Below are 24816 nucleotides of genomic sequence, written 5' to 3' on the forward strand. Positions count from 1 at the left end.
AAAAGTTTATCTATACAGAGTAAAGTGACCAACAAATTCTCTATCATCAGTATCTCCGTTTAATTTCATTACATACCAGTAATCACCCGTTGGAAGTTCAGTTCCATTATATCTTCCATTCCAAGTATCACCTTGGCGTAACTCAGCCACTACACGTCCGTAACGGTCGTAAATTTTGGTAATGATATTGGGGTAATGGAGACTATAATTCGATGGCGGCCAATAATCATTTTGGCCATCACCATTAGGGGTGAAAACATTTGGTATTTTGATGTCAATAAATTCCATATCGATCTGTGCGATTTGCTGACATCCATTGGCATCAACTATCATCACTTGGTACACTCCACTGACTCTAATTACATAACTAGGTTCACTACCCTGAGATACACCATCAACAAAGTATTCATAAGGAGCAGTTCCTCCATTTGGATACATGGTAAACTCATTGAGATTGGATTCATTAACAGTAAGTCCTAAAGGTTGAACTGGATCCACAGTAAATTGAACCTCACGTTCACAGCCAAAGTATGACACGGTTACTGTGTGTTCTCCTGGTGCCACATTGGTAAACTTGTTATCAAATTGATCTGCACCTCCATCAAGGGTATAAATTACATCTTCTAAATCTTGCTGACCTATTATGATCTGAACTTCGTTAGCAGCGGCATTACTTACACAAGTTACTCGTACTTCTGCTTGTGGATTAAGATCTATTGGTTCTTTAAGTGACACCTGTACATGTTGCTGACAACCGTTAGCGTCTCTTACAAATACCACATAGGTTTCTCCTCCTTTAAGGCCGTTAAAGATTCTTCTGTCTTGTTCAAAGGCATTATTATCTTGCGTATTAACTGCTGTTGAATATGGTGGTGTTCCACCTTGAATAATCAATTCAAAACTTCCTGTACCATCACCTGTACAATACTCCTCATTAAGCACATTGGCTTTAGCCTCAAGTGGTGGTGGGGCTATAATTTCTTCTTTGAATACGAAAGGATTACAACCTCTAGAATCCTGGGCTATAATAGTATAGGTTCCTGGAGCTAAGTCTTCAAAAACATTTTTACTTTGGAATTGATCTAGGTTTGGAGAGATCGCATATTGATATTCACCAGTTCCTCCCACTAGCTCTACCTCAATACTTCCTAAATCATCAGTACATACAGGGTTGAATATAACGGGTGCTTTTGCAGTCAATTCAGCACCTTGATCAATTTGAACTCGAACCTGCTCAAAACAGTCCTCACTATCTACTTGAACAAAGTACACGCCTGATGAAAGACCACTGAAGGTATTTCCATCTTGTTTGTCAATTAGTGTTACATTGCGAATCGCATCTATTAAAGTGTATTTATAATTTCCAAGTCCTCCTTTAACATCTACTTTTATATAACCAGTAGCATCACCATAACAACTCACATCCGACACCACCGTAGGAGTCAACTCAAGTGGTCGTATTGGAGAAAGTGTTACACTATTTGATACTATTGAAATACACAGGTTAGAATCCCTAACAAAATACGTATGGATTTGCTCGGAATTTATTACACCAGGAACGTCTATTTGTACCGTATTGCCACTTCCAAAAGAAGTCCAAGGCCCATTTGCTGAAGTACTGTATTCATATCCGGTTCCTGTTCCTCCAACCGCTGTTAGCTTTAAAGTAGCACCTGTGGTACATGTATTGCTTTTTAGTAAACCTAATGAAGCTATAACTTGATCAGGTTCAGTAATGGAAACTGGAGTCGTGTCAGAATCACAGCCGTGATTATCAGTAACGGTTACACTATAATTACCAGCACCCAAATTGTAAAACACATTTGACTCTTGAGGCGCAGCACTCGACATAATAGCGCCACTTTCATCCAGCCTATTTAAAATATATAAATAGTTAACTGATGCATCAAAATCAGGTCTACCACCAGTAGCGGTAACCGTAATACTACCTGTATAATCTCCTTCACAAAGCACATCTATTGATGATGATGTTGCGGAAGTAATGATTGGATCAGGTTTAACGAATGTTACGGTTTCGAAAATCATACAACCTTCAGCATCTTTCACGTATACATCATAAGTACCCGCTGCAATACCGGTAAAGGTAAACGTCGTACTAAAGTCTGCTTGGGATGGTACAACACCTGAGTTAACTAGTGCAAACTCATATTCACCCCATCCTCCAGATGCACTTGCAGAAATTTCTGCGGCATTGTTTTCACAACTCAAATCTTCCACAATAGCGACACTTAAGTCTAATGCTTTTATTGGAGCCTTGATTGTCACAGTATTTGTTGTTTCTGGACAGAAAGGGGTCTCTAATGATGTAATTTCAACATAATAATTTCCAGCAGCAACTCCAGCAATTGTAACGATTCCAGGTGCTGTGCCTGTTCCGGTAACTGAAGTAGAAGTACCAGCACTATTATAAACTTCGTACGTAAAGGCTCCCGTATAATTAGCAACCTCCACAGTGATCTCACCTGTTGCTGTATTATAACAGTCAATAGGCGAGCTAGCTGTTGCTATAGAAGTTATAAGATCATATGGAGCTACGGTATAGGGTTCAGTAATAAAGAAACATCCCGTAGTCGTATCAGTAATCTTAAACACATAATCTCCAGCAGCTGGTAGATTAAAGTTGGCTACCTGTCCTGAAATTGTTTGTGAGGGCCCACTTGGCAGTAATTCTATCACAAATTCACCGGAACCACCGTCAATTTCTACACTGACGCTTTCTGAGTTTGAACAAGTAATCGCTGTAACTGGTGTTACATCTACTGTGTTTATTTTCGGTAGTGGGTTGATACTTTGTATTCTAGTATCAAAACATCCATTAGCGTCCTTAACATATAAGGTATATGTTTCAACATTTCCGGTATCAACCACGTCAAACACATTATTAGTTTGATAATTAACACCATCAATACTGTATAGATAAGGCGCGGTGCCAGTTGTTGGATCAACTGTTACTGTAATCTGACCTAAAGCAGTAGTGTTACTTGGATTACACGCAAATTCTGTTGTCACCGCAGCTGTAAAGTCTAAAGCCACAGGTTCAGTAATGGTTACATTCGTCTCATCAAAACAACCTAGATCCGAAGTCACTCTTACCACATAATTACCTGCTGGAAGGTCAGTAAACAATCCATTAGTATTGGTCGCAGTAACAGGGCCACTTAGGGTATAGGTATAAGGAGGGTTTATAGTTGTAGCCGATGTAACAGTAGCCTTTATAGCTCCATCAGTCGCGTCTTTACACGAAACATTAATTTGGTTGCTGATCTCAATTACAGGAAGAACCGGTGCACTTAATTCCAAATCAATAGCATCATCACAGCCCTCACTATCGACAACGTTAAAGGTATATGTTCCAACTTGATCTAATCCTGTAAAGCTAGAAACAGCTCCATTGTTGACCGTAGTTCCATCAGGGAATACAACACTGTAAGTGAAGTTTCCAGATCCGCCATTAGGGTTGATAGTCACTTCACCTGCTACATTGTTATTAGAAACATCACATGAAATTACCTTATCAATATCATAGCCTAAGCTTATCTCTTCAAATAGAGTAGCAGTATCGGTAAGGGTAATTGAACAATTCCAATTGTCTGAAATTCTAACCTCATAGGTTCCTGCTCCTAGATTAGTGAACGTGGCAGTATTTCCAGTTTTTGGAGAACCAAAGTCCAGTCCATCTTTAATCAATTGGAACGTGTAAGGTCCTCCAGATCCACCAGTAACGTTATCTACTGTAATTTCGCCTGCTAATCCTTCACAATTAGGTGCACTTACTGAAATACTGCCTGTTATGGCAACTGGTTCAGTAATCTCTTCAGAAGGCAATTGAATTGGACAACCTTTTTGATCAATTACCCAAATTTCATAAGTCCCTGTAGCTAAACCTTCAAAACGAGGGTTATCCACATAATTATTGATATCATTTGAATCTGAAATAGGTGAAATACCTACATAGTATTTATAACCACCCCATCCACCTGATGCATTAATTACCTCAATAATACCATCATTAAGATCGCAAGTTTGAGGAGTCACAGTTGCTGACGCAGTTAATGCTGCCGGTGGTGTTGCAATTGTAAAATTTCTGGTTTGACTACAAAAAGGAGCATCATCTTGAACTACTTCCACAGTGTAAACACCCGCATCAAATTGATTTATTGTTATGTCGGTATTACCTACACCAACAGCAGACTTGATTGCTGTAGAACGATCTCCAACAGTTCCTGTTTGATCATAAACATATATAGTTACACCTCCGGTGTAGGTTGGGTCAACTAGTTCTACAGTAATTTCTCCTGTTGCAGAACCTAAACAAACCGCACTTGATACAACATTTAAATTAATATCAAATGTATTAGGATCAGTTAATTCTTCGAAAACTATTAATTCACAACCCGTTTCAATATTGACCACCTTAACTTGATAGCTTCCAACTTCTAATCCGGTAAATGTCTCGGTGGTTCCTGTAATAGTTTTCTTTTCTATTTGTGTCCCTGCACTATCATATAAATAAAATTCTAAAATTTCTGATGTATGTCCTAAATCTAAGGTAGCATTTACTTGAATAGTCCCATCTCCTCCTTTACATGTCGGGTTGGTTGGGATAGTTTCTATCTTTTCTAGTTTGTTATATGCTATAACATCAATATCATCAGTGATAGAACATCCATTTTCGTCATAGACGTTCACTACAACATTTCCACCTAAAGGATTTGAAACATTGAACTCGGTTTCAACACCGTTTTGAGTTCTATCATCGGTAGTGTCCAAAGGCGTCCCACTATCATAAATGAATTCATAGAAATAACCTCCCTCTCCTCCAGTAACACCTGTGACGGTGACCGTAGCCATATTTAGGGTGTTTCCAGTAGTACAGCCAAATTCCATAACACCTAGGTTCAAACCAGTTAAATTTGCTGGCTGATAAATCGTGGCTTTGACAGGTACTGATTCACAAGCATTAGCTGCAGCGGCAGTAATTATAATTTCATATTCAATTCCGGCTACAGCTCCAGCCAATCCTGTAAAAGTTGCTTGATAACCATTTGTAGTATCCGGTTTGATCGTTTGTGGACTTCCACCACTAGATACAATTTCAAAAGTAAATGGTCCTACACCATTATCTAAAGCAGTTACAGTAATGGTTCCGTCCGATCCTCCATAACATGTAACATCCGTTGTAATAGGTTTTCCTAAAACCTCAGGTATTACCTTTTCAGGCACTTCAATAGTCCTGGAAACCACACAACTAGTTATAGCATCTCTAAGTGTGATGGTATAGATACCTGCCATGTTTGCCTGTGTGAACAATTTTGAATTTGGAGGTATCGAAGTCGCCAAGGGTGTATCTGGTTCCGGGGGAAATCCAACAGGTCCACTAATTGAGTAGAATATGTTAGTTGAGGCATCCACTGAAGAACCGCCTTTTACTTCAAAGTATATTTGAGCATTTTTACCTCCATCACTTGCACTTTGACAATCTAAGGCCTCTGTTACTTCTAATTTGGCAAAAGCTAATGGCTCATATATTTCAACATTTGCAGTTCCTGAAACAGTACAACCATTACTGTCTTTTACCATAATTTCATAGGTTCCTGTAGAAAGATTGGTAAATACATTTTCATCAGCAAGTCCGTAAGTTGTTCCTCCATCAATAGAATAATAGTATGGCGCTTTACCTTCCTTAACATCAATTGTTATACTTGAATTACCTTCACAATTGTCTGCTACGACACTCTCAATTTCAGGAGGTTGAGTAATACTTAAAGTTACCTGTCCTATATCTTGGGCACAACCGTACTGATCTTGCACTGAAACATGAACAGTAATATTTTCCGCTGTCGGATCCAATATATTCTCAATAGAGACTTCCATAGGATTATCGGTGGTGGTGATAAAGTCGATAGCAGGGTCATAAGTACCGTCTCCGTCAATATCAAAATTGGTACTGGACAAAATGTAAGTATATTCGCCGCCGCCACCTTCAATATCAGGAACCACAATTAAACCAGGGGTTTCACAAGTGATATCCCTTAATTTTTCTGGAGTTCCAGTAATTGGATCTAGTTGTTTAATTCTAATATTTTCTGTTGCAGTAACACATGCATCATTTCCTGCATTGTCAATTTGAGTTACTTTCACATAATAATCACCAGGAGCCAATTGGTTTGGAATAATATAAGTCTCTGGTGATGTAAAAGGAACGTCCGATGCACTGGAAAAAATTGCGGTTGGATTTCCTAATTCGTAAAGCTCGTATCGAATATAAGGCTCTACCGTTGCATCATCGTCTTTGAGCGTAAAAGATATTTGACCATCATTTACACCCGCACAAGAAGGCTCATAATTAAGTTCAATCTCCATTGGCAATTCTAACCATTCATTAACATCTACGGAGCTTTGACGTATACACCCTCCACCTGAAGAATTGTCCTTAACAAAAAACGTATATGTTCTTCCTGGTACTAATCCAGTAAAAGTATACTCATGGGGTCCCTCGTTGGTTGCAGGAGTTGGGGTTGTCCAGCCATTTTCAGGATTGAGAGGATCAAAATTGAACACATCCTCTGTGTAGGTATATTGATATCCTGGTATTCCCCTCTGGCCTATAACCGTCACTGAAAGCATATCCGAAGTACAGCTAACTTCCGTGGAGGTGATTTTTATACTTAAATCATCTAGTGGATACGGAATTAAAAATTTATCAAACTCATAGAAACAAACAACTTCACCTTCAGCGTTAGTGGTTCGTATTGCTGGATAAACCACATCACCAGGAGCATAGGTACGGAAATCATTGGTTGATACCCAAGTTGGTGAAGGATCGTTTACATCATCTGTGTATTGAACAGTTAAGCCAGGATAGGTTGGCACATTATTTATATCAAATCCAAAATCGCCAGGAGTTGCTCCACAATCGGTAATTGTAGGGACAAGTTCCCCACTTAATTCCTCAGGATTTATAATAGCTTCTGACTCATCGTCACTACAACCATAGTTGTCAGTTACCGTAACTGTATAATTTGCAGCCGGTAAGTTGAAATATGTTGCCGATGTTGCCGTATAGTTTTCCTCAACTTTTATATTATCAGTTTCATTATTAACTACAATTTTATAAGGCCCAACACCTCCGCTGATTTCAATAAGAATTGAACCTGTTTCATCGTGACACTGAGGTTGTGTTGGCGTTGTTATAACGCTTATAGCATCAAACGCTTTTACAGTTACGGTTTCTTTAAAAAGGCAAGCGCCTGAGCCGTCTTTTACAACAACATCATAAGATCCTTCGTCCCCTGGATTAACCACATAGGTTGCATCAGGAACAAAACTTGCTCCTCCATCAAAACTATACTGATAATTACCATCACCGCCAGTTGCAGTCACTTTAATGGAACCAGCTGTACAAGCTATATGTGTTACATCAATACCAGCATCAAGATCTTCCCTTACAATAACGGTTTGCGTAGCAGCTGAGCAGCCGTAGCCATCTTTAACAGTAACCTGGTAAGTTCCTGGATCTAAGTTTTTAAACTCATGGTGATTCTCGTCAACATTTGTTGGGTAGAAAACACCACTACCATCACTTAGACTGACCGCATAATCTTCATTACCTTTAGTTATTTCTACTTTAATTCCGGGAGTATAAATACCTCCTTCACAGGCTGTAGTCGTTACTTCGAACTCGATATCGTCAGGTGCAGATATCGTTATTGTATCGGTAATATCATCGCACCCGTTACTATCTTTTGCTCTTACAACATAATCACCAATTGGTAAATTATTGAATATTTTATTATTTCCATTGGCTACAAAACCATAATCTGCAATTACATTTTCATCAGTGTCTTCCAACTGGTACGTATAACCAGGTGTTCCACCGGTTGCAGTTATCGCTGTAATTGTAGCAGTAGCTGTATTACAAGTGATTTCTGAAGTGATTTGTGCTGTGACCTCGACGGGATCAGGTTGCACAATTGTAAATGGTATTTCATCACCACAATCTAGAGTCGGATCGGCAGTTTGATTATCTATATCTCTAACATAAAGTGTGTAATTCCCTGGTCCCAAATTCACTGGAATTTCTAATGTTTCCTCAGTTGAGTTTCCTAATGGTGTAGCGAAGTTACTATCTAGGCTGTATTCATAACCGCTTGCTCCATAATTGTGCACTGCAATTGTAATTTTGCTATCCGTTAAAGCATTACAACTTACATCAGTAACTCCAACTAATTCAGCATTAAAGCCTTGATTCTCTTCAACAACCACCTTAATATCTTTAAATAGTGGACATTTTTCCGGGATTTGTGTAACTAGGATATCATCAATAGCTAAGTCATTTCCATCTTCAACTAAAGAATTGGTTCTAATCACCAAATCAAGTTCTGTATGGCCATTAGGATTTAAATCAATCGTAAATTCTTCCCACTTATCAGACTTAGGAATAACCCCGGTCAAATCTTCTGCAATAATTGCATCATTACTTGGGTCTACCAACTGAATTACGATATTTGGATCTCCTTTTAGGGGGTTTGAAGTGGATTCCATTAGGTTATGCCCCCAAATAGAAACCTGTACATCTTGGTTAGGAAGAAAGTCTTTTATAGGTTTTCTATAGATTACACCCCCCATTCCGGCAACACCACCAATGTTAATGGCTATAAATCGGCCTTCCGGATTACCAGTGTGATCTCTAACATCTACCCAGTCGCCAAAATCCGTTGCGATTCTTTGTGTTACACTATATTCGCCATCATTAATTCTTGTATCATTTATATCTGATTGTGAGCCACAATTTCCACCAGGCATCTGATCTTCATAGCAATAAATTAAAGAATCAATACTTGGAATACTTGTATTTGGACCAAATCCAAAATCCTCTACCAGTAGAACACTAGGTGTTGCTGGTAGGTTACTAACATAATTAATTCTTACATCGTGAGTCCCTGGAGTAACTCCATTAAATACATTTTCAGTTTGTTCCGCACCGAGATTAAGTTGGAAGGTATAATCAAATGTTGAAGGTGAAGCACTTACTGTGATATTTCCTGTACCATCACAATTATAAGCGACCGAAGCCCCAAGTTCAGGATCTTCAGGTCCTTCTTCAACAGTAATAGGCATAGGACCATAGAAACAGCCACTAGCATCTTTTATATACAATTCATATGTTCCCGGCATTAAATATTCAGTTGCTGAAGCCCCATAAGATGATCCTCCATCAAAACTATATTGATATGGTGCAGTTCCTCCTTGTGCATTCGTTATCCTAACATCTGCACCCTGAGTTGGGTTACACTCTACCAAGGCAGCAACATTAGCGGAAGCTGTTAACTCTTGAGGTTGTACTATAGTGTAAAACAACTTCACGTCACAACCCTGAGAATCTTTTACTACGATATTGTAGTTGCCTGATAATAGGTTCTTAAAGACATTTGAACCTTGGAACGTTGTTCCTCCATTAATAGAATATCCTGTATAGTTCCCAGAACCTCCACCAGCGGTAATGGTAAGAGTTGATTTTGTACCATTACATAAAATATCTGTGTTTGAAGCGGAAACAGTTAGAGGAGGATCGCTGGCAATAGTAATATCGTATTTAGCTTCACAATAACCTGCTCCCCCTGTGTGATCCCTTACATATACATCATATTCCCCTGCAGTGGTAATCGTTACGGGATTTGTAGTGGAGAATCCTGTGGGTGTTACCCCATCAGGCACAATAACATATACATAATTCCCATCGCCACCTACTGCCGTTATTGTAACATCAGTAGATGTCCCGCATGAAGAAATAGGATTCGCAGAAGCACTTACTTTCAATTCCGGATCAACTGTAATTGATTTCGTGTCCTTACAATTATTTTCATCAGTTACAGTAACCGTGTATGTTCCCGGATCAAGATCCTTAAAAATTCCTGTTGTATTGGTTAAACCTCCTTTTATAGAATAGCTTAATACTCCCGAACCTGTTCCTGTTGTAACCGTAGCTGTAATGGTTAACCCTACAGCCTCATTATAGCAAAGATCATTTGCAGTAAGGGTCAACTGGGGAGCAATTGCCGGTTTAATTGTAATTGTAGTGGAGACAACATCACATTGATTAGCATCAGATACCTCAACAGTATAATCTCCAGCAAGCAATTCTGAGAAAAATCCAGTTCCATTGCTAGCTAATAAGTTACTTCCTGCATCATATAAATCATAAGTATAACTACCCCAACCTCCGGAAGCAATAATGCTTATTGTTCCTGGGGATGTTGTGCCTGTGTTAGTACAACTTTCATGAGTAACCTCTGGTAAACTTAAAATTAATGGTGTTTGCGGCTCTTCAACAGTAATCTCACTTGAATCTGTACAGTTTGTAGTGTTGTCTGTTACTGTAATAGTATATTTTCCGGCAGCTAATCCAGTTAAATCAACGGTATTTCCAATTTGGTCAATCCCATTATCAACTGTTGCACCTGTACCATTAGTGATTGTATAATTGTAATTCACAGAAAAACCACTTACCGTGAATTGAATTTCACCATCAGAACCACCTACACAACTGACATTGCTAATTAATTTGCCTACAACATTAATTGGAGTTAATGTTGGAATAGTTAGATTTTCTTCATAAAAGCAACCTTTTTCATCAGTAACTCTAAATATGTAAGTAACACCGGCGGCTAAATCCTCAAAAACAGCATTAGTTCCGTTGTCCTTAACCTCAGTAGCCGGACTTATAATTTCGTACTTACTCGCACCCGCCCCACCTGTTACCGAAAGACTCACATCTGATTTGCTATCAGGGCATTGAACTATACTCATTGTAAAAGCAATATCTGTAGGTGGTGTTAAAGGGTCAAATGTAATCTCGTCTGATTGTTGTATACAATCAGGGCTATTTTTATCCCTATAACTAGGAGTATATGTGCCTTCGGTTAAACCACCAAACACAGGACTATCTAGCCAAGTCACTCCGTCAATAGAATATTCAAAGGTACCCGATCCTCCAGTTGCATTGGTGAATGTAATTTCACCAAGAGTTAAACATGTATAATTACTTGATGGACCGGCATCAGCAGAAATTTGAACTCCTTCATCAATGGTTATATATGTTTCAAAATCACAAACTCTATTTCCTTTTTCACCTCTAACAATAACGGTATATTCGCCTGGTGCTAAATTTGTAAAATTTGGGGTTCCAATAAAATTAACACCATCTAAACTATAAGAAACATTATACTTTTGGTCATTAATCATATTTATAGAAATACTACCGTCATTTGAATCAAAGCAAGTTTCATCTGTAGGATTGACCTCATACTCTATTACTGGTTCAACCGTAATCTCAACTTCATTTGAAAAACTGTAGCAGTTATTTCTATCAAAAACAACGTAACTATAGGTTCCTTGTTCACCTAATTTAACATCAAAAATTTGCCTTGTTTGCTCAACTCCCTGCATCTCACCAGCTGGAATATCGTCAACACTATTATAACTAATCGCTGGAGCGGTTGCCCCTACTGCCGGTTCATAACTCCAAATCGCATAGGTGTGTGGTGTTAGTCCTCCCTCAGATTGTACCTGTATATTTCCTTCCTTACAGGTTACATTTTGAGAAACCTCTGCTTCAATTGATAAGGCTTCCGGTGTTGTTATTGTATATTTTTCAGAAAAGTAACAGCGATCCTCTGTTGTAACCTCTACAATATATATGCCTGGATTAAGGTCTTTGAATTCGTGGTGATTGTCATCAACTGCTTCTTGCTTATCAACGATGTCAGCTGTACCTGTGCCATTTTTTAAGACATATGTATACCATCCTCTTACATCTCCTACGTTGATGCTAAAGGATCCTTTATCAGTATTACACGTGGGATTTGTAGTGGTAACTGTAACATTAAAATTACTTTTGGTAATGACCTTATTTTCAAATTTAAATAGACATGGTTGTCTATCGCCATCCTCCACGTCTAAATCTGCTTGACGGATGTAAACATTATAAGTTCCTGGATTTTCAATTTCGAATGAACCGACATCTTGCCAAGTAGCAGAATTAGGATTAAAATTCGCACTAGCCAAGGCTATTGCAAACTCATAACCCGAACCAACATTTGTGATATCTATGCTCCCATTCGTATTACAAATGATATTCTCTGTTGTAATTTTAGGATCAACGGCGTTTTCATAAGCCTTAAAATAATAACGATTAAAGCAATTATTTTGATAGCGAACCTCTAAACGATATTCACCTGGGCCAGAAAGCAAATATTGGTCTACGGTGCCTACTTCATTCCAATCACAAGAGCTATCCTTAGTAGGACAATTATCTATAATTGAAGTATGTTCACAACTATCATCTAATTTTTGCCAACTAAACTCTATTGCATCTGGAAAACTAACATTAAGCATCCTGTCATCGTTTGTACCACACAAGAAAAATTTAGGTAATTGGGTCCCATCATTTGTGCACGTAACAACCTGATCTGCATAGGGAATTAATGGGTTTGTTTCCGTATTTCCTCTATAGACTAAATGAATAATCTCCTCAAAATCCTTGCAGTCCTCAGCATCTGTTTCTTTGGTAACTTTATAGGTGCCAATATTTGTGGCAGTATAGCTCACGCCAGTTTCACCAGTAAGTATTTCAAAAGTTCCACTACCATTATCTTTATACCACTGATAACGGTCATAACCCGCACCTGCCGTTAAAACAGCAGTTTCTCCACATAATTCTAGTGTGCGTTCAAAGCTTCCACACATACTAAGGTCTGGCAGAAAGTTTGAGGATCCAGGAATTTCAAATAAACAACCTGTTAATCCTAGAATACTATGATCATTAGTAATATCATTCTTATTCAAAACTCCTTGATAGGAAGCATAACCTAGATTACTTATAATGTTGGAGCAAGCGTCCCTTAATTTATCACAATCAGGCTGTACGCGCACATTCATTCGTATTGTATAGTCCTGTTCGATTGTTACATTATCGTCGCCTCCTCTTTCCTTCTCAACATAAATGTCTGGAATTGTAAAAATTATAGTATTGGTGTCGAAGTTAAAATCGTAGGTGATTTCATGCAATACTCCATTAGCCCAAATAGGTTCAGGCAAGACAAGTTGCTCTTCAAGAAAATCAACATTTAGTGGAAGTACATCCCGTATTGTAAAGTTGGCTCCATCATCATTCCCGATATTATCGAAACTAAGGGTATACTGTATGTATTGTCCTAATTCTACCTGTTGACCTTGAATAGAAACATTATCCAAATTATAAACTCCCTTGGCTAATTTGATGTCTGGTTCAATGATTTCTACATCGAAGGAAGTAAAAAATATATCATATTTATCCTGAGTAGATATTGCTCTAAGAGTTACCCCTGTTTCATCATTAGGAATTACATTATTATTGGAGTTACTTATTTCAAACAAATCAACATCCCAACCCAGAGTGTTTTCACTATTAGGGTTTCTGTTTGGATTAATTACACCTCCATTACCATTTGTCTCTGATGAAATACTTCCATTGAAAAAATTATTCCAAGGATTTACATTATTGGAGATATTAGTGAAAGTAGACTTACCGTCCGCCTTGATTCTAAGCTGATCACCGCCAAGTCCACGATCTCCTTCCAAGGTCATTACCCCCATCTTAGCATTTACAGGAAATCCCTCAGGCAATGTTTTAAATCCTTTAACAGGAATATTTAATGATTCTTTTGATTTAATCCCAGCATATCCATCAAAAGTGGTTATTTTTTTCCCAACCATGGTTGGGTTTTCATATATAATTACCATAGACCATCCTCCAGACATCCCTCCTGTCACACCCTTTCCTAAACTTGCTCTTACATTGGCTACAGTATACTCTCCATTAGGATTGGATAATCCTTGAACAATTGAAGTTACATCTTTATAACATGCATACGGGCTGTAATCTTTAAAATCAGAATCATCAGAACCATCAAACAGTACCACATCAGCAATTAAACTAGTATAATTACCTCCCGGAGCTTTAAATTTTACTTGATCCCAGTCGTCCTCTCGGCCACTGCTTTTCTTATTTCCTTCATTATACTTATAGACAGCGGACCAATAAAGTCCTGCATAAACTACTTCACTGCATTCCAGATTTGTTATAGACAAACTTGCGCTACTTGAACTGAAGGTAGAATTATCCCCATCAATATCAATATATTGCATATTAAATCCATCATTGTTATTATTTCCATTATAAGGATCATTTGGATAAACCGGATCTATCCAATCCCAATTCCAATTCCAATATCCCTCTTCATATCGATTTACAATATTATTCCCAATAAAGGTGATGTCCCCTTTGATATTATCTTGGTATCGGATCTCAAAATCTTTTTTTACTTGTGCAGATAAAGCAAAAATGCCTGCAAAGAATATGCATGCGAAAAGGGTATAGAATTTTAGGGTAAAGTAGTTTCTTTTCATAGCTTAAGTTTTGGGGACTTGTTACTATTTGTAAAATATGTTTATGTCGTATAACTAAATATGTCTACGTACTCTTAATAGGCATAATCCAAATGTCATTTTTAAAATTAACGTTAGACTTATAACTCTTAAGAGCACTGCTCCAATTGTCAAATTTTCTTAGGTACACATATTTGTATTTGTTTTTCGGGTTTGTATAAATCTCAGCATCATAACCATCTTTCTTTAATTCTTCAATATACCGATCGGCATTTTTACTATTGGCAAACACATTAGCAATGATATAGTACTGTTTGTTTGAGCGATTGCTGGATTGAATAACAATATCTGTTTTGCTATAACCATTTTTATCAGAATTAAAGATTCTGTTAACATAGCGGTTCAAACATTGCGAGAGTCCGTTCTGTATATATTGCGAATCAATAGCATTCTTCTCATTATAATTAGTTAAGACCTCCTCCTTTTTAACTTTTGCAATCAATTGTTGATTGTCGTTTCTTGTTTCAACTTCTTGTTTAGATGGTGCACTGTTTTTACTATTGGAATTACTTGCATATGCGGTGTTCGATCCGCTTTGGCGCTCTTGATTATCATTATCGATATTGAGCACCCAAACATCTCCATGGTATTTATCCATTATATCGGATATATAGTTACTTCGTGCCTCCTTTAGGTCATCGTATCGCTCTAAATAAACGTAGTTAAGTCCATTATGAGAAAAACTTCCTGAAGCAATGCCTTGCTTCTCAAGATCATCCATGAATGATCGCATATAGGTCTCGCCTTTATAAACGTTTGCAATCACGTAAGCTCCATCGTCTACATTGGTTGAGGTTGTAGCTTTTGAAGCAGTTAATACTTTACTGGAGCCTACGTAAGGCTTGCCAACGGGTTTTGGGGAAACCCTAGTTCGCTTGTTTGGCGATTGAATATTATTGTTTGTTTGCTTATTATCAGAACCATTTAAATGAACAAAGTCGGTCTCATACTTCTGCTCGGCAGTTGCATAGGCATTTTCGTCGATTTCCTTCAACATATCCACTACCTGCTTCTTCACCTGGTTTTGATTAGGGTTCGATTTATTATCGTTGATAAATTTTAAGATATACGCAAATCGCTTATTGAGATCATTCTTTCTAGCTTCCTCAATAGAATCTTGGCGGAACATCATCTCATCAATGATCATATTGTTCTCATCCACTAAGTTTTGAAGTCTGGCAATTTCAGCATCCTTCCCTGTTAAAGAGTCCTTAGGCTCTTCTTCCAATACCAATAGGTTTTCATCATCTAACAAGTCCTCATATACCCTGTTTTCAGTAAGAATAGGTTGGAAAGAATACGCAAAGTTAATCTCATGGGTAACCCCAAAATTTGAGATCTGATCGCGGATTCCCTTTTCGATAGTATAGCCTAACGAAAGGCGTTTGGTTAAATTAAAACCGACACCAGCCGCAACACCATAAAACTCATCATAACCCCCTTGAACCCATCCTAGTTTTGGCATGTCCAATATTAAACTGCCGGAAAAAGAAAGGTCATCATCTCCCATTCTTCGAGCTCTAGTTAAGGCGCTAAACCTAGCATCTTCCAACATACCTACACCATTTTCAAACCGATTGGTATACATTAGGTGAGCACTGAATGTTTTATCTGCAAACTCCGTTAATGATTCACTTGTTTTAAAATTATAATCAAAGGCGTCCTCTGCATATAAACCTACATCGAAACTGCCTATAGATAAATTAATACCTGGTTGGAATGTGAGTAGCGAACCATTTTCCAAATCAGCAATGGTCGGATCATTAGGTTGGTTAGGATTAATATTGCTTTTATCTACCCCACTGTTATAATAAGACAGGTTGAATCCAAAAGTCAAATTACTGTTCTGAGATAATCGGACACCATAAGCATAATTGGCAATAGCCCCAAAGTTTGCAATTGTTCCGAACTTTTGATGGTAGATACTTAGTCCAAGACCTGAACGGTCGCTAATACGTCCTGAATAGCTTCCTAAATACGTTTGGTAATTATCATCAAAGCTCACCCATTGATTGCGGTGATAGAGGTTTATATACGAATTATCTTCATTGACAGTTGAAAAAGTCGGATTGATTAAAAACCTATTGAATTTCAATAGGTTTTGTGCTGGTATATCAATTGAAGCCACAGGAACATCCTCCTGTGCAAAAGCACTGGCGCAACACATTAAGAGTAGCAGGATGTATCTGTTTAAGCTAAACTTCATTTAGTTATTTTATAACGGTAATCGTACCTTGTTTTAGGGTTTCTTTTCCTTTAGTTATACTGTAATAATATATCGGTGGTTGACTTCCACTTGTTTGTAATATTGAGGATTCTGGCCAGTTGTTTTGATAATCATTGGTAGAGTAAACTCTTGTTCCTGATTGCAAAAATATGTTTACAGTCACATCCTTTTTATAGGCATAGGTACTTGGAATAATCCAAAGGTCGTTAAACCCATCACCGTTAGGTGTTATCACATTTGGAATTACATAACTTTCCAAATTGGTCACCTTAAATATTTTGGTAAGTTGGCACTGACCAACTCCAGCGACCAAGGTATATTCACCTTCCTGATGAATTGTGATGCTTCGCTCACTTGAGATAAGTTCATTCATGGGATCAAACCATTGATATGAATCCCCTCCTGAGGCTGTAATGGTTTTTGTTTGACCCTCTGGGATTACCACTACATCTGAGACATTTAACTGTACAACTGAAGGGTTTAAATCTTCTATGGTAAAAGTATTTGAGCTAAGAGTGCACCCGTAAGCTGTAATCTCCAATTTGTATTTACCGGTGAGATTCGTAGAAAGTGAAGTGCCTTTCTCAGTCAGTACTACACCATTTCTATACCAGCTATAATCATACTGCGTATCCGTTACAGAGGATTTAATTAAAATGTTATTGCCATTATCGCAACGAACATTGCTATCTGCTGAAATTTTTGCTGTGATCGGAAGGCTCAATTTTAATTCTATCGATTCGCTATTTAGTATAATTCCACCTTCGATCTCAACCCGAAGAGCATAAGTCCCATTTTTACGCGCATCTGCAATGGAAAGTGTTTTTTCAGTAGCTCCGCTTAATTCTTTGTTGTTGTAAACCCATTGGTATGAAAATTTATCTAATGTACTCTTCTCAAGCTGGATAGTTTGTTCTCCTTTTACTGCGGTAATGGAAGCTAAGCTCAGTTCTGCACTGGTACTTTCACATGAGGTATATGAACTGGCGTTAATTGTTGCTACATAAGATTCAGGTTCTACAATACTTACCTTATCTGTGGTTCGCTTAACGATACAATCCTCCTGTTGAGAAATCGTCACATAATAATCCCCAGCGACACTAACCTGTAGTGTCTTCCCTGTTTCTCCTGTAAGTTCGGTTCCATTTCTAAACCATTGGAATGAAGGGTTAGTAGCAGTAGTTTCCACAGCTATAGACACTGTTTCTTCTGGAAGTAATAAGGTGCCTTGTGCTAAAATGAGGTTGGATTCAAAAGATCCTGCAGAAATACTGACTGTAGAGGTCGTTTCTTTACAACCACCACTGCGTTCTAAAACCACGTAATAGTCACCTGCAAATCCTGGATCACTGCCGTTTACCTCCAAAGTGTTTTGATTATTTCTCTGGAGTAATTCACCGTCTTTATACCAAGCATAGGTGAGCAGCGGATCATCTAAATCAGTTTTAAGTGTATAGGTTTGACCCTCACATAATGAAAGTTTCTTTGCACCAACGAGTTCAAAACCGATAGAGTTCTCAATATTTACCTCCACTAAATTTGAAGCGGTAGCAGAAGAACAGTAGGATCCATAATTGATTTCTGCAAAATAAATTCCAGGTTCTGTAACCTCTAATGAGGGTCCGTGTTCTCCTGGGATAAGCTCGCTGTAATTGTACCAATTATACGAGGCTTCATTGGGATAATTATCTACCTCTAAGTACACAGAAGTTCCATCACAAACCGAGGCCTCCTCGTAATTATTAACTACTAAAGACTCACTAACATTTATAAAATAAGCTCCGAAAGGATCACTTGAAGGGCTTGTCTTTTTTGGACTCGTGCTGCGCCAACGTAATCTGTAGTTCTCACCAGATACATTTTTAGGCAATTTTAGATCAGTAACTTTAAATTTAAATTCAGCGTTTTTATCGGTTAATCTCGCAAGGGTAATGGGGGAAGAAAAGCTACCACTTGCATCTGAGAGTTCAATAATAAATTCATTGTCAGAGTTTACGATGGGATTTGGGTTCCAGGTAAACTCCACAGGGAATCCATTATGATCTGATGTTACACAGGCATCCGTAAATCCTAGTGTAGGTTTTTTTAACTCTTGCGCACCAAGCGACATGCCAGTTACGGTCAGCATAAGTAGGGAGAAACGAATAGATTTTTGAGTAAAAGTTCTATTCATAATTATATGGTTTAAATTTGGGTTTGCGTCATCTGAAAATTCCACAATAGAAATCAAAGTTAGCTGTTTTTTTATACAATTTTAGGAGTTTGTGGTGAAAGCACGATTTATAGATGCCTAGTTCAATTTTAGCATGGTTAAGGCTTAAAAAAATCCTTAAAATACCGAATGGTTTGTTAATAAAGCTGTTGAAAAGTCATTTTTTAGCCATGTAAAATCCGCTAGAATTTCAGTTTAAAATCAAGCTATAGGTTTTGAATTTCAAGTTTTGGTTTTGTTTATCCTTGATAAGTATACATTGCTTTAAAAATTCCTTAATTTTGCAGTCTATTTAGTATAATAAATTTATGGCAGAAGAAGGAAAGTCTTTAAATTTCATCGAACATATCATTGAAAATGACCTCAAAGAGGGATTTAGTAAAGATGAATTGCGTTTTCGATTCCCACCAGAACCTAATGGCTATCTCCATATTGGACATGCCAGTTCTATTTGTTTAAATTTCGGACTGGGTGAAAAGTACAATGCACCCGTGAATTTGCGTTTCGACGACACGAACCCTGCAAAAGAAGAGCAGCAGTTTGTAGATGCAATTAAACGTGATGTAGAATGGCTTGGATACCAATGGGATCAGGAGCGTTATGCTTCAGATTACTTTGAACAATTATATAAGTGGGCTATTGAACTTATCAAACTTGGAAAGGCTTATGTAGATAGTCAAAGTTCAGAAGAAATTGCTGCGCAAAAAGGTACTCCGACATCTCCTGGACAAGAAAGTCCTTATAGAAACCGATCTGTGGAGGAGAATTTAGAGCTCTTCGAACAAATGAAAAATGGTGACTTTAAAGAAGGTGAGCACGTCCTGCGCGCAAAAATTGATATGAAGGCCTCCAATATGCTGATGAGGGATCCAATTATGTATAGAATCCTGCACAAGCCGCACCATAGAACAAATAATGATTGGTGTATTTATCCAATGTATGACTGGACCCATGGAGAGAGCGATTATATCGAACAAGTCTCCCATTCCTTTTGTACTCTTGAGTTTGCGATGCACCGTGAGTTATATGACTGGTTTTTAAATCAGGTATATACCCCTTCAAAGGTAAAACCAAAACAACGTGAGTTTGCACGAAGAAATTTAAGTCATACTGTAGTGAGCAAACGAAAATTACTTCGTTTAGTTGAGCAAGGCGTAGTCAATGGATGGGATGATCCAAGGATGCCCACTATTTCTGGGTTAAGACGTCGTGGTTATACTCCTGAGTCAATTAAGAACTTTGCCAATACCATTGGTATTGCAAAAAGAGATAACTTAATTGATGTGTCTTTATTGGAATTTCATGCCCGTGAGGATCTCAATAAAAAAGCTCCTCGTATTATGGGGGTACTAAATCCTTTAAAACTTATTATCACCAATTACCCTGAAAACCAGGAAGAATTAGTTGAGGCTGAAAACAACCCTGAAGAAGAAGTACTTACCTATAGAGAGGTGCCATTTTCTAGAGAAATTTATATCGAACAAGAGGATTTTAGAGAAGAGGCTAATCGTAAGTTTTTCCGTTTAAAACTCGGTGGGGAAGTTCGTCTAAAAAATGCTTATATCATTAAAGCGGAGAAGGCTGTAAAAGATGAGCATGGAAATATTGTTGAAGTTCATTGCAGCTATGATCCACTTAGTAAAAGTGGCAGTGGTACCCTGGAGAGTCAACGAAAAGTGAAAGGGACCTTACACTGGGTATCAATAAAGCATGCCATCGAAGTTGAGGTACGTGAGTACGATCGTTTATTTACCGTTGCCGAACCAGACAGACAAGGAGATAAGGATTTTCTAGAGTTTCTAAATCCAGAATCTTTAAAAATAACAAAAGGTTATATAGAACCTAGTGTTGCAACTGCCAAGGTCGGGGATCATTTCCAATTCCAGCGACTTGGTTATTTCAATATAGATCCAGACAGCACAAAAGACAAGCTGGTTTTCAACAAAACAGTTGGACTCAGAGATACTTGGGCGAAGCTCGAACAATAATATAAAATACATACAATTACCCTAAAGCACGCCTAGCGTGCTTTTTTATTTCTATTAACACAACTGTTAAGAATAGGCTAAATGCTCTCAATTTTTAGTATAATACCTTCAACTTTCGTAAATTAGATACTATTAGGGGATTAATTTATTAATTAAAACATTTTTAGATATGTCAAACCAAACAGGAAATACTTTATTAGCGCTTTTAACTGGTGCTGCAATCGGAGCAGGGATAGGAATTCTTTATGCTCCTGATAGAGGGGACAAAACCCGAAAAAAAATAAGAAAAAATGCAAAATCGGCTCAGAGAGAACTTGAGAAACAACTTAAGTCAACCACGACAAAACTCAGCTCACAAGCAGAGAAGACGCGTGCAAATTTTGAGAACAAATTAGAGGACACTCTTTCTACGATGAGTTATAAGGCTGATGACATACTAGTGGCTTTAGAAGCGAAACTAGAGGACCTCAGAGAACAAAACTCTAAGCTTCAGAAAGCGGCAACGTCTAAAAAGTAGTTTATGGGACTGAACAATCTCTCAGAAAATGTTGAGGGGCTCAATAGAAGTACTCAAGAATTCATTGAAAAGAATTATGAGTACTACAGGCTCAGTATATTTAAAACCTTAACCAAGGGCTCTACTTCATTAATAACCTTTATGATACTAGGGGCGCTATTATTTGGCGCTCTATTGCTAGTGACCTTCGCTATAGCTTTATTTATAGGAAGTTGGTTAGATAATTTAGGCCTTGGCTTTTTGATATTGGGGCTTTTCTATGTCTTAATTGCAGTGATTGTTTTTTATGGTTGCAGAAAAACCATAGAACGTATGGTGCTCATTAAGGCCTCTAAAGATTTTTTTGATAATGATTGATGCAAGGCAATCACCAAAAGAAGATACCATGAAAATTTACACTTCATTTGAAGAAATAGACAAGGATATTAAGGTGCTAAAATTAGAAAAGGATATTTCAAAAGAAGAAATAAAACTCAACTTTAACGGCATCAAGGACGACTTTAGCTTTTTAAACGTGGTCGGAAAAACTGCAAATTCAGTAATTCAAAAGGCCTTAACGTTTAAGCTATTAAGAAATTTAATCAAATAAATTAAAAGCACCCCCCTTCCTACACCTGCATTTGTGTCCGAGACACAAATAGAAAACGTTGCTGAAAATTATAAATCAGCAACGTTTTCTTTATTTAATACTATCGGTAAGTTATCTGCAATTACTTAAAAATAAAGAGGTAATCTATTTATCGTCACCGTCTTTCTTTTTGTTTTGCTTTTTCATAGCCTCCCCTATTTGATTACTTGCCGTAAAGGATGCAACCATATTGTTAAGCATATCACTTCCAGCTTGCGGAGAATTCGGAAGAAGTATCAAGTTACTATTGGTTTCCTCTCCAATTGCTTGCAAGGTATCATAATGCTGAGTTACAACAATAAGCGCTGAGGCCTCCTGGGAATTTATACCCACTTTGTTTAATACTTCAACGGATTCTTCCAAACCACGGGCAATTTCACGGCGCTGATCTGCAATACCTTGACCCTGAAGACGTTTACTCTCTGCTTCGGCTTTGGCTTTTTCAACAATTAGAATTCGAGCAGCATCTCCTTCGAACTGAGCAGCTATTTTCTCGCGCTCTGAGGCATTAATACGGTTCATCGCATGCTTTACCTGTTGATCAGGATCAATGTCAGTCACAAGAGTTTTAATGATGTCAAATCCGTATTCCAACATGGCATCCTGAAGTTCGGACTTTACTGCAATAGCAATATCATCTTTTTTCACAAAAACGTCATCTAATTTCATTTTAGGAACCTCTGCTCGAACTACGTCGAATACATAAGAAGTAATTTGCTCATGTGGATACTCTAATTTATAAAAAGCATCATAAACCTTAGTCTTAATAACAACGTATTGAACTGAAATTTTAAGCTTTACAAAAACGTCATCCAAGGTTTTAGTCTCGACGATCACATCGAGTTGTTGAATTTTAAGACTTAGTTTCCCTGCGATGCGGTCAATGATAGGAATTTTAAGCTGTAGACCAGAATTTCGAATACTGTGAAATTTACCAAAACGTTCTATGGCCACAGCGGTCTGTTGCTTAACGATAAAAAAGGCACTGAAAAAGATGATAATGCCAAAAAATGCTAAAGGAATAAGAAGATACATCTGAAAAAATTTATAGGTTAACCGCGGTTAAAATACGAATTTTAAAATTAGAAAATCTATAAAATATAGTCAGATGTACCTTTATGTGAATATCTATTAAGGAATCATCCCAGTTTTGTTACAGCATACTGGATTCTATCGAGCGTTTGTGTTTTCCCAAGTAAATCAATAATGTCAAATACATGCGGTCCTTTCATTTCGCCTACAAGCGCTAATCGCAATGGTGGCATAACTTGACCAAAGCTCAGTTCTTTTTCAGAAATCCATGACTTTACAGTTTCTTCGATAGTTTGAGAATTAAAATCATTTACCGACTCAATAACCATGGCTACTTGATTCATATAACTAGCCGTGTGTTCCTTCCACTGTTTCTTGACAGCCTTTTCTTGGAAGTTCTCAGGTGCTCTTAAGAAAAAGTCCCCTTCTACTACAAGTTCACTCACAAAATTGACACGTTCTTTTAAAAGACCGGCCACCTTAGATAGATAATCAATCCTTAGATCCGTTCTGCGGGCGGTAGATTGTTCGATATAATCGCATAGTTCTTTGGCCAAATCATCATTAGATTGTTTTTGAAGATATTGATGATTATACCATTTGGTTTTATCCGGATCAAATCGAGCTCCTGCCTTTTGAACTTTCTCTATTTCAAAAGCTTCTATAAGTTCATCAAGGCTAAAAAGTTCCTGTTCTGTACCTGGGTTCCAGCCTAAAAAGGCTAAAAAGTTTACCACGGCCTCTGGATAATATCCTTGCTCTTTATAACCTGAAGAAACCTCTCCTGATACAGGGTCAGTCCATTGTAAAGGAAATACTGGAAATCCTAATTTATCACCATCACGTTTACTTAGTTTTCCTTTGCCAACAGATTTTAAAATAAGTGGTAAATGTGCAAACTCAGGAGCATCCCAACCAAAAGCGCGGTATAACAAAACGTGCAAAGCCAAGGAAGGCAACCACTCCTCACCTCGAATCACATGGGTAATTTCCATCAAATGATCATCGACAATATTAGCTAGGTGATAGGTGGGCATACCATCACTTTTAAACAATACCTTATCATCTAAAATGTTGGTATCAATTATTATTTCCCCACGAATTATATCATTTAATTTAATGGATTCATCCACAGGTGATTTAAAACGAATCACATAGGGTTCTCCAGATTCAATTCGCTTTTGAACTTCTTGGGTGTCTAAAGAAAGTGAGTTTTGTAATGTTCCACGTGTAGCCCAGTTATAAGTAAATTTACCGCCATCGCTTTCAGATTTTAGTCGCTCTGCATCCAACTCCTCTGGTGTATCGAATGCATAATATGCCCAACCGCTATTTAGCAATTCTTCGGCATATTTTTTATAAAGTTCCTTACGCTCACTTTGACGAAAAGGTCCGTATTTTTCTTGAATTTCAGCCTCTGAATCAGGTCCCTGATCATAAGGTATATTTAACCATTTTAGCGCCTTAGTGATATACTCCTCTGCTCCTTCGACATAGCGTTTTTGATCTGTATCTTCGATTCGTAAAATAAAATCACCGCCGTGTTTCTTGGCAAATAAATAATTTAACAAAGCCGTTCTAACACCTCCGATATGTAAAGGTCCTGTAGGACTTGGTGCAAATCGCACTCTAACGCGTGTACTCATTTAAAATAATTTTTGACAAAGATAGGAGTTTTTAAAAGGAACTTTGAATCTGGTTTCC

The 24816-nt window shown here is 37.7% G+C and carries 9 protein-coding genes; 4 read left to right on the top strand and 5 right to left on the bottom strand.

Features of this window, described 5'->3' with window-relative positions:
* Window positions 1–6 precede the first annotated feature (6 nt).
* The 3 genes from I215_RS01100 to I215_RS01110 all read right to left on the bottom strand — a co-directional run bounded on the left by I215_RS01100 (window position 7) and on the right by I215_RS01110 (window position 18908).
* Window positions 7–14469, bottom strand: a complete 14463-nt coding sequence (locus tag I215_RS01100) for a T9SS type B sorting domain-containing protein (protein WP_008990098.1) — start codon at window positions 14467–14469, stop codon at window positions 7–9.
* Window positions 14470–14533: 64 nt separating this feature from the next.
* Window positions 14534–16714, bottom strand: a complete 2181-nt coding sequence (locus I215_RS01105) for a PorP/SprF family type IX secretion system membrane protein (RefSeq protein WP_156800158.1) — start codon at window positions 16712–16714, stop codon at window positions 14534–14536.
* A 4-nt stretch (window positions 16715–16718) separates the two neighbouring features.
* Window positions 16719–18908: a T9SS type B sorting domain-containing protein gene (locus I215_RS01110; RefSeq protein WP_008990100.1), complete on the bottom strand. Its 2190-nt coding sequence runs from the start codon at window positions 18906–18908 to the stop codon at window positions 16719–16721.
* A 347-nt stretch (window positions 18909–19255) separates the two neighbouring features.
* Between I215_RS01110 and I215_RS01115 the strand changes: the two genes are divergently transcribed.
* The 4 genes from I215_RS01115 to I215_RS01130 all read left to right on the top strand — a co-directional run bounded on the left by I215_RS01115 (window position 19256) and on the right by I215_RS01130 (window position 22041).
* Window positions 19256–20935: a glutamine--tRNA ligase/YqeY domain fusion protein gene (locus I215_RS01115; protein WP_008990101.1), complete on the top strand. Its 1680-nt coding sequence runs from the start codon at window positions 19256–19258 to the stop codon at window positions 20933–20935.
* 169 nt (window positions 20936–21104) lie between these two features.
* On the top strand, window positions 21105–21452 hold the full coding sequence (locus I215_RS01120; RefSeq protein ID WP_008990102.1) for a YtxH domain-containing protein: 348 nt from the start codon (window positions 21105–21107) through the stop codon (window positions 21450–21452).
* Window positions 21453–21455: 3 nt separating this feature from the next.
* Window positions 21456–21809, top strand: coding sequence for a phage holin family protein (locus I215_RS01125; protein ID WP_008990103.1), 354 nt, complete (start codon window positions 21456–21458; stop codon window positions 21807–21809).
* 28 nt (window positions 21810–21837) lie between these two features.
* A complete protein-coding gene (locus tag I215_RS01130; protein WP_040459684.1) occupies window positions 21838–22041 on the top strand; it encodes a DUF6327 family protein in 204 nt (67 codons plus the stop codon).
* A gap of 144 nt (window positions 22042–22185) precedes the next feature.
* On the opposite strand, the gene I215_RS01135 is transcribed toward I215_RS01130, so the two are convergent.
* Both I215_RS01135 and gltX read right to left on the bottom strand, forming a co-directional pair.
* On the bottom strand, window positions 22186–23115 hold the full coding sequence (locus I215_RS01135) for an SPFH domain-containing protein (protein WP_008990105.1): 930 nt from the start codon (window positions 23113–23115) through the stop codon (window positions 22186–22188).
* Between the two features lie 104 nt (window positions 23116–23219).
* Window positions 23220–24758 carry a glutamate--tRNA ligase gene (gene gltX / locus I215_RS01140; RefSeq protein WP_008990106.1) on the bottom strand — a complete coding sequence of 513 codons (1539 nt, stop codon included), beginning with the start codon at window positions 24756–24758 and terminating at the stop codon, window positions 23220–23222.
* Window positions 24759–24816: the final 58 nt, after the last annotated feature.

Origin of the sequence: Galbibacter marinus (genome assembly GCF_000300875.1) — a bacterium.
GTDB classification, from domain to species: Bacteria; Bacteroidota; Bacteroidia; order Flavobacteriales; family Flavobacteriaceae; genus Galbibacter; species Galbibacter marinus.

Excerpts from the sequence above, each read along its gene's own strand:
- I215_RS01105 (WP_156800158.1), bottom strand. The coding sequence starts at position 16,714 with ATGAAGTTTAGCTTAAACAGATACATCCTGCTACTCTTAATGTGTTGC.
- I215_RS01115 (WP_008990101.1), top strand. The coding sequence starts at position 19,256 with ATGGCAGAAGAAGGAAAGTCTTTAAATTTCATCGAACATATCATTGAA.
- I215_RS01125 (WP_008990103.1), top strand. The coding sequence starts at position 21,456 with ATGGGACTGAACAATCTCTCAGAAAATGTTGAGGGGCTCAATAGAAGT.
- gltX (WP_008990106.1), bottom strand. The coding sequence starts at position 24,758 with ATGAGTACACGCGTTAGAGTGCGATTTGCACCAAGTCCTACAGGACCT.
- I215_RS01120 (WP_008990102.1), top strand. The coding sequence starts at position 21,105 with ATGTCAAACCAAACAGGAAATACTTTATTAGCGCTTTTAACTGGTGCT.
- I215_RS01135 (WP_008990105.1), bottom strand. The coding sequence starts at position 23,115 with ATGTATCTTCTTATTCCTTTAGCATTTTTTGGCATTATCATCTTTTTC.
- I215_RS01100 (WP_008990098.1), bottom strand. The coding sequence starts at position 14,469 with ATGAAAAGAAACTACTTTACCCTAAAATTCTATACCCTTTTCGCATGC.
- I215_RS01130 (WP_040459684.1), top strand. The coding sequence starts at position 21,838 with ATGAAAATTTACACTTCATTTGAAGAAATAGACAAGGATATTAAGGTG.
- I215_RS01110 (WP_008990100.1), bottom strand. The coding sequence starts at position 18,908 with ATGAATAGAACTTTTACTCAAAAATCTATTCGTTTCTCCCTACTTATG.